The organism is Xenorhabdus sp. IM139775 (genome assembly GCF_028598745.1).
Taxonomy (GTDB): Bacteria; Pseudomonadota; Gammaproteobacteria; order Enterobacterales; family Enterobacteriaceae; genus Xenorhabdus.
The window spans coordinates 1-8,775 of sequence record NZ_JAQRFK010000099.1 but is presented as its reverse complement, the minus strand read 5'-3'; the positions used below and the strand labels follow the sequence as shown (position 1 = coordinate 8,775).

Here is an 8,775-nt window from a genome sequence, read left to right as displayed (position 1 = left end):
GGCAAGTGACTGTCCAGCGTGTCCAGCAAGGCCGCTTGGGTAAGTAACACGACCGGCGCGGCATCCGCCAGCATATAGGCCAGCCGTTCGGTGGGATAGGCCGGGTCAAGCGGCACATAGGCACCGCCGGCCTTCAAAATAGCCAGCAAACCCACCACCATGTCCAGACTGCGTTCGACACAAATCGCCACTCGGTCATCCGGTTGGATACCGAGCGCAATCAGATGATGCGCCAGTTGATTGGCACGGCGATTCAGTTCGCCATAGCTGAGTGCCTGTTCCTCAAACACGACGGCAGTCGCCTCAGGTGTCCGTGCCGCCTGCGCTTCGAACAGTTGGTGGATCAGCGCATCCTGCGGGAAATCCGCCTGTGTGGCATTGAAATCGACCAGCAACTGTTGTCGCCCTGATGCCGGCAGCAAGGGCAGGGTTGTCATGGTCTGGGTTTCATCGGCGGCCATTGCCGCCAACACATTGGCTAAGTAGCCGATCATGCGCTCAATCGTGGCTGCATCGAATAAATCAACGGCATAGGAAAGTTCACCAGCCAGCCCCGCCTCGGTTTCCGTCAGGGACAGGGTCAGGTCAAAATGGGCGCTCTGGTGTTCCTGCTCGACCGGGGTGAGTTGCAGATCCGGTAAGGCCAGATTTTGTAATGTCGCGTTCAGGGGCGTATTGTCCAGGGCCAGCATCACCTGAAAGATCGGGCTGTGGCTTAAACTGCGCTCAGGCTGGAGGGCTTCCACCACCTGCTCAAAGGGCAGATCCTGATGGGCATAAGCCGCCAGCGCCCGTTCCCGCACCTGTGCCAGCAAATCGTTCACACTGGGGTCATCACTCAATGTCACGCGCAAGGCCAGCGTATTGACAAAGAACCCGATCAATCCTTCCAGCGCATGGTGCTGCCGGCCGGCAACGGGCGTACCGATAACCACTTCCTCCTGACCACTCAGCCGGGCCAGCACGATACTCCAGCCGGTGAGTATGGTCATAAACAGGGTGGTATTATGGCGTTGTCCCAGCGCCTTAAGCGCAGCGACCAAATCCACATCAAGATGCACAGGGCAATGGCTGCCGGCATAGCGCTGTACCGCCGGACGAGGCCGATCCGTGGGCAGGTTCAGCAAGGCCGGCGCCCCGGACAGCCGGGCGCACCAGAAATCACGTTGTGCTGTCAGGCTGGCTTCGTGCTGTTTGTCACGCTGCCAGACGGCATAGTCGGCATACTGAATCGGCAGGGCGGGCAGAGGATCGTCCTGACCATCAAGGGCGGCACGATAGAGCACCGCCAGCTCCTGCATCAGCACCCCAAGGGACCAGCCGTCAGAAATAATATGGTGTTGGGTGATCAGCAAGACATGTTCTTCTTCGGCCAGTTGCAGCAAGTGACCGCGGATCAGTGGGCCTTGGCCAAAATCAAAAGGCGTCTGCAATTCAAGCGCGGTCAAGGCAGCCACACGCTCGCGGTGATCAGCCGGCGTTAATGCACGCAGGTCGTGGTAGGACAGGGCAAAACCGGTGTCAGCCGGACTGGGTTGCTGGCAGGGCTGGCCGGCAAGGAGCACAAAGTGCATGCGCAGGCTTTCATGGCGGGTCATCAGGCGATCGAGGGCATGAGCCAAGGCCGGGCGGTGAAGCCGGCCGGTCAGGCGTAACGCCATGGGGATATGATAGGCCAGGCTGGCCGCCGGATCGAGTTGCCCGAGGAACCACAGCCGTTGCTGGGCAAAAGATAACGGCAGCGGCTGCCGGCGATCCACCACTGGAATGGTCACCTGCGTGGTGACTGCCGCCGCCGTCAGTGTCTGGGCCAGTTCAATCAGACGCGGCCGGTCAAAGAGTGACTGCAAGGGTAACTCGCGTGCCAGAACCTGACGCACCCGCGAGGCAAGTTGTACCGCCAGCAGGGAATGGCCGCCGAGTTCGAAGAAGTGATCATGGCGGCCGATGCGTTCCAGTCCCAGCACCGCCTGCCAAATCCGGGCCAGCGCGATTTCCACTTCCCCCACCGGTGCCTCATACGCTTGCGTCGCCACGGACGATGAATCCGGGGCAGGCAGTGCCTGCCGGTTGATTTTGCCATTGGGCGTCAGTGGGAAAGCCGCCAAGGTCACAAACGCGCTGGGCAGCATATATTCAGCCAGATGTTGGGCGAGTTGTTGGCGCAGTTCGGCTGGCTGGAATTCAACGCCCTCCTGTGGCCGCAAATAGGCCACCAGCCGTTTCTGATTGGGTTCGTCTTCGCGTGCCAGTACGATCGCTTCGCGCACGCCGTGGCATTGCTCAAGCCTAGCCTCGATTTCACCCAGCTCAATGCGGAAACCGCGTAATTTCACCTGAAAATCATTGCGTCCGCAGTACTCGATATTGCCGTCCGGCCACCAGCGACCGAGGTCGCCGGTCTTGTACATCCGGGCTTGCGGGTCGGCAGAGAACGGATCACGCAGGAAGCGTTCTGCCGTCAGTTCAGGTCGGTTGAGATAGCCGCGGGCGACGCCGGCACCCGCAATGTAAATCTCGCCGATGACACCCAGCGGGACGGGTTGGCCGTGGCTATCCAGAAGATAGATTTGGGTATTGGCAACCGGACGGCCAATGGGAGGCGAACTCTCTTCCTGATGGTCACATTGGTAGAGGGTGGCACAAATAGTGGTTTCCGTCGGGCCATAGCCATTGAACATCAGCCGGCCCTGTGCCCAGCGCTTGACTAGGGCTGGCGGGCACGCCTCTCCCACCACCAGCAAGGTGTGTAAGGTATCGGGCAGTGAATCCATCGTCGCCAGCGCGGTGGGTGGCAGGGCGACATGGCTGATGGCATGGGTGGCCAGATAGCCGGACAGGATCTCACCGGGCAGCAGGTCGGCACGTTTGGCGAGATAGAGGCAGGCACCTGCCACGAACGTTATGCCGTATTCAAAAATGCAGCCATCGAAACTGTTCGACGCGAATTGTAAGACGCGGCTGTCAGGGGTGAGTGCCAGTGTCTTTTGCTGGGTGGTCACCAAATTACACAGGCCGCGATGTTCAATCATCACCCCTTTCGGTTGGCCGGTGGAACCGGACGTATAAATGATATAGGCCAGATGGCGGGAGGTCAGCCCCAAGGCTTGAGCATCAGGGTTGTCAGCCGGTTGTGCTGAGAATACCGGATCTTGCTCAACAAGGAGATGATCAAGTAACACTGTTGGCAGGGAACCAGACAGTTTGTCGCGTTGTGCTGTCTGGGTCAGTAAGACCACGGGGCTGGCATCTTTCAGCATATACGCCAACCGATCGGCGGGATAGGCGGGGTCAAGCGGCACATAAGCCCCACCGGATTTAAAAATAGCGAGCAGGCCAACAATTAATTCCAGACCGCGTTCAACACAAATGGCGACCCGATCATCCGGCCGTATTCCCAGCGCAATCAGGTGATGGGCCAGTTGATTGGCTCGCCGATTCAGTTCAGCATAATTGAGCGTTTGCCCCTCAAATACAACAGCGATAGCCTCAGGTTGCTGGGCGGCCTGTGCTTCAACCAGTTGGTGGAACAGCGCGTCTTGCGGGAAATCCGCCTGTGTGGCATTGAAATCGACCAGCACCTGCTGCCGTTCTGCTGCGGGCAGGATCGAGATAGTCAGGATCGGCTGTTGTGGGTTGTGAACCAGCGCCTCAACCAAGCCGCTCATGGCCGTCACCAGATACGTATTAATCTGTTCTGGTGCAATGTCGGTTACGGTCAGGGCAGTCAGTTGAAAGCCATCCCCTAAATCGTCCACTGCCAGATTAACGGGATAATTAGTCCGTTCCTCTGCCGCCAAAAGACGGATACCCGGCCCAATAGTACTGACCATCGCAGCGTCATCGGCTTGGCTATGGCGATAATTCAGCAAGGTGCTAAATAAGGGGGTCGGTTGTGTCACGCCACTGCACCGTTGTGCCAGTGCCAACGGTGCCTGCTCATGTTCCAGCAAGGTGGTCAGGTTACGATAAGTCTCCTGCACGATGTCTTGTGCGCTGCGCCCGCGTAAGGAGAGACGAATGGGCAGGGTGTTGATAAATATGCCTAATATTTGGTCGGCACCGGAAATGCCTTGCAAACGCCCCAACAATACGGAACCAAACACCACATCGTCACGGCCGCTGGTCTGGGCCAAAACCTGCGCCCAGGCAACATGGAACAGCACACTGGCGCTGACGCCCAGACGGCGTGCCTGTGCCCGGATCGCTTGTGCCAGCTCAGGCGCGAGCAACAGGCTGGCCTGTGCCAACGGATCGCTATCTTCGGGTGATCCACCCGATTCTGGCTGGTCTTTAGGCAGGGTGAGCACCCCAAATGGCGCGGTGGGTTCATCGATATCGGCCAGTTGTTGGCGGAAATAATCTTCATGGATTGAAATCGGTGTATTCAGCGTCTGGGCGATGAAATTACGATAGGGCAGTGCCGTGGGCAGTGTTGTTTGATCCCGTAATATCATGGCCATTTCCGCGAAAATCAGCTCCAGTGTCAGATGATCGCTGACCAGATGGTGTAAACGCAGTACCAGCAACCACTCATTTTGCTCAGGATCATGGGCGATATCTGCCGTGAGCAAGGGGGCGCGGGTCAGATCGATACGATGCAGGCGTGGATCGGTGTGCTTGCGTAGTTGTGCCGGGATGTCATCCATTGTGTCCGGGGTGAAGGCATTGACAGGCAGTGATGCCTGACGCCAGACCACCTGAACGGGCTGGGGCAGACCCTGCCAATGGACGGAGGTGCGCAAAATATCATGGCGGTCAATCACCTGTTGCAGGGCACCCAGGAAAGCATCAAGGCGCTTACGGCTATCAAATGCCAGCATGATGTACAACAAATAATCATCACCTTGGGTTTGTAACAGATGATGGAACAGAATGCCTTCCTGCAACGGTGCCAGCGGATAGATATCCTGTACATTGCGTGCCCCATCCGGAATAAGTTCAATGATGGCGTCAATCTCGGTCTGGGGCAGCGAAACCAGCGGTAACATAGCGGGGGTGATGGCCGTGCAGCCTGTCGGGATCAGGTTGGGCGGTACGACAAACGTCCCGGTGTGATGCCGGATAGCCTGCGCCATATCAGCAAGGACGGGGGCGGTGAAGACATGGCGGACATGGAGTTGCCAGCCCTGCTGGCGCAGTTCTTCAATCAGGCTGACAATCATCAGCGAGTGACCGCCGAGTTCGAAGAAGTGATCATGGCGGCTGACGGATGGCAATTTTAATAGTTTCTGCCAGATCTGAGCCAGCGCCGTTTCTGTTTCACCGATGGGCGGCTCTTGGCTGCGGATGACGACAGAGGATGAGTCGGGTGCCGGCAGGGCCTGTCGGTTGATTTTGCCATTCGGCGTCAGTGGGAAAGCCGCCAAGGTTACAAACGCACTGGGCAGCATATATTCAGCCAGATGTTGGGCGAGTTGTTGGCGCAGTTCGGCTGGCTGGAGTTCAACGTCCTCTTGTGGCCGCAGATAGGCCACCAGCCGTTTCTGATTGGGTTCGTCTTCGCGCGCCAATACAATGGCCTCGCGCACGCCGGGGCATTGTTCAAGTTTGGCCTCGATTTCCCCCAGCTCAATGCGGAAACCGCGCAGCTTGACCTGAAAATCATTACGACCACAGTATTCGATATTGCCGTCGGGCCGCCAGCGGCCAAGGTCGCCGGTTTTGTACATCCGGGCATCGGGGACGGCGGAGAACGGATCACGGAGGAAGCGTTCTGCCGTCAGTTCCGGCCGGTTGAGGTAGCCGCGGGCGACGCCGGCACCGGCAATATAAATCTCGCCGATGACACCCAGCGGAACGGGTTGAGCATGGGCATCAAGAATATAGATGCGGGTATTGGCAATCGGATGGCCAATAGGCGGTGCACTCTCTTCCTCACTGTCACATTGATAAAGGGTGGCCCAAATGGTGGTTTCCGTCGGCCCATAGCCATTGAGCATCAGCCGTCCCTGCGCCCAGCGTTTAACCAAGGTTGGCGGACACACTTCCCCCGCCATCAGCAACATTTGCAGGGTATCGGGCAGTGAATCCATCGCCGCCAGCGCGGTCGGTGACAGGATCACATGACTAATGGCATGGGTAGTCAGGTAGCCGGACAGGATCCCACCGGGCAGCAGATCGGCACGTTTGGCGAGATAGAGACAGGCACCCGCCACAAAAGTCATGCAGTATTCCAAAATGCAGGCATCGAAACTGTTCGAGGCGAATTGCAAGACGCGGCTGTCAGGGGTGAGTGCCAGCGTATTTTGCTGGGTGGTAATCAAATTACACAGGCCGCGGTGTTCGAGCATCACCCCTTTGGGTTGGCCGGTGGAGCCGGAGGTGTAGATCACATAGGCCAGATGATGGGGTGTCAGCCCCAGCGTTTGTGCCAGCGGATTGTGATCGGGCTGAGCTGCCAGACGGGATCCCGGTGTATCGAGCAATACCGTCGGTATGGCATTTACCGATATGGAACTTATCGGTATGGCACTGTCCAAGCGATCAAGGAGTGCGGCCTGAGCCAGTAAGACCACGGGGGTGGCATCTTCCAGCATATAGGCCAACCGATCGGCGGGATAGGCGGGGTCCAGCGGCACATAAGCCCCGCCCGCCTTGAGGATAGCCAGCAAGCCGACAACTAACGGCAGACCGCGTTCGACACAAATTGCGACCCGATCATCCGGCCGTACTCCCAGCGCAATCAGGTGATGGGCCAGTTGATTGGCACGACGATTCAGTTCGCCATAACTGAGTGTTTGCTCCTCAAATACGGCGGCGATAGCCTCAGGTTGCTGTGCGGCCTGTGCTTCAAACAGTTGGTGGATCAGCGCATCCTGCGGGAAATCGGCCTGCGTGGCATTGAAATCCACCAGCAACTGTTGTTGCTCTGATGCCGGCAGAATAGGCAGGGTGGCGATGGGTTGTGTCTCATCTGCCACTATTGCTGCCAGCACATTTTCCAGATAACCAACCATGCGTTCAGCCGTTGCGGCGTCGAACAGATCGGCCGCATAGATCAGTTCCCCGACCAGCCCGGCCTTGGTTTCAGTCAGTGATAATGTTAAGTCAAAGTGAGTACTGGGAGACATTGACTCAACCAGCATACATTGCACATCGGGTAGGGTCAGCTCTTGGAATGGGGTGTTGTTTAAGGCCAGCATCACCTGAAATATCGGGTTGTAGCTTAGGTTACGTGCCGGCTGGAGTGCCTCCACCACCTGCTCAAAGGGCAGATCCTGATGGTCATAGGCCGCGAGCGCCCGGGCACGGATCGCCTTGAGCAGATCCGTCACCGTGGCGGAATCGTTCAGGGTGATACGCAAAGCCAGCGTATTGACAAAGAAACCGATTAACGATTCAAGCTGATGATGGGTTCGGTTAGCCACCGGCGTACCAATGACAATCTCATCCTGACCACTCAGCCTAGCAAGAACAAGACTCCAGGCACCGAGGACAGTCATAAACAACGTCACGTTATGGCGTTGTCCAAGTTTTTTAAGGGCGGCCAATAAATCCGCATCAAAGTGGACGGGCATTTGACCGCCGACAAAAGATTGGGTCGCCGGACGCGGCCGATCGGTCGGCAGGGTCAATAAGGGCGGCGCCCCGGCCAGATGAGAATACCAGAAGTTGCGTTGTGCCGTGAGCTTGGCTTCGGCTTCTTGCAGCCATTCACGTTGCCAGAGGGTGTAATCGGCGTACTGAATGGGTAATGGCGGCAGGGGATCATCTTGGCCAGCCAGAGCGGCATGGTAGAGGGCGCTCAGTTCACGCATCAATACGCCGATGGACCAGCCGTCAGAGATAATGTGATGTTGGGTAAGCAGTAATACATGTTCCTCATCGGCCAGTTGCAACAAATGACCCCGTATCAGCGGGCCTTGGCTAAAATCAAAAGGCGTTCGTGCTTCAAGGGCAGCGAGTTCAGCGAGACGGTCGGCCTGCGCTTCTGGTGCGAGTACGCGCAAATCTTGGCAGGGCAAGGTTAAACCGATATCAGCCGGATCGATTTGTTGGCAAGGCTGACCTGCGACCAATACAAAGCGGGTACGCAAAATTTCATGTCGGGCGATTAACTGATTGAGCGCGTGGGACAAGGCAGGGTGACTAAGGTGTCCGTTAAGGCGCAGTATCACCGGAATATGATAGGCCAGGCTGGCCGCCTGATCGATCTGGCCCAAGAACCACAGCCGTTGCTGTGCAAAGGACAACGGTAGCGGCTGGCTACGGTCAGCCACGGGGATCGCGGCTTGGGCGCTGACTGTAACGTCAGTCAGCGTTTGAGCCAAATTCATCAAAACGGGTTGATCGAACAGTTGTTGTAATGACAATGCCCGGGCCAAATTTTGACGGATATGGGCGATGAGTTGGGAAGCCAGTAATGAATGCCCGCCCAGTTCAAAGAAATGATCGTGACGACCCACTTGTTCCAAACCTAACAATGTTTGCCAGATTTGGGCCAATGCCATTTCTGTCTCACCGACGGGTTCTTCATAGTCGCGGGTCACGACGTCTTTCAAATTAGGGGCAGGCAGTGCCTTGCGGTCGAGTTTGCCATTGGGCGTCAGCGGGAAAGTGTCTAATGTCACGAATGCGCTGGGCAGCATGTAGTCGGCAAGGTGCTGGGTGAGTTGCCGGCGCAGTTCGGCGGGCAGGAGTCTGGCATCCGGCTCAGGCAACAAATAGGCGACCAGCCGTTTCTGATGGGGTTCATCTTCACGCGCCAGCACGACCGCCTCAAGCACGCCGGGGCACTGTCTGAGGCGGGCTTCGATTTCCCCCAGTTCAATG

General features: G+C 57.4%; 1 protein-coding gene. It reads right to left on the bottom strand.

Annotated features, from left to right (window positions below; all coding sequences use genetic code 11):
- Positions 1-8,775 (bottom strand): non-ribosomal peptide synthetase (locus PSI17_RS15165; protein WP_273552774.1); only part of this gene is annotated, 8,775 nt, incomplete at both ends.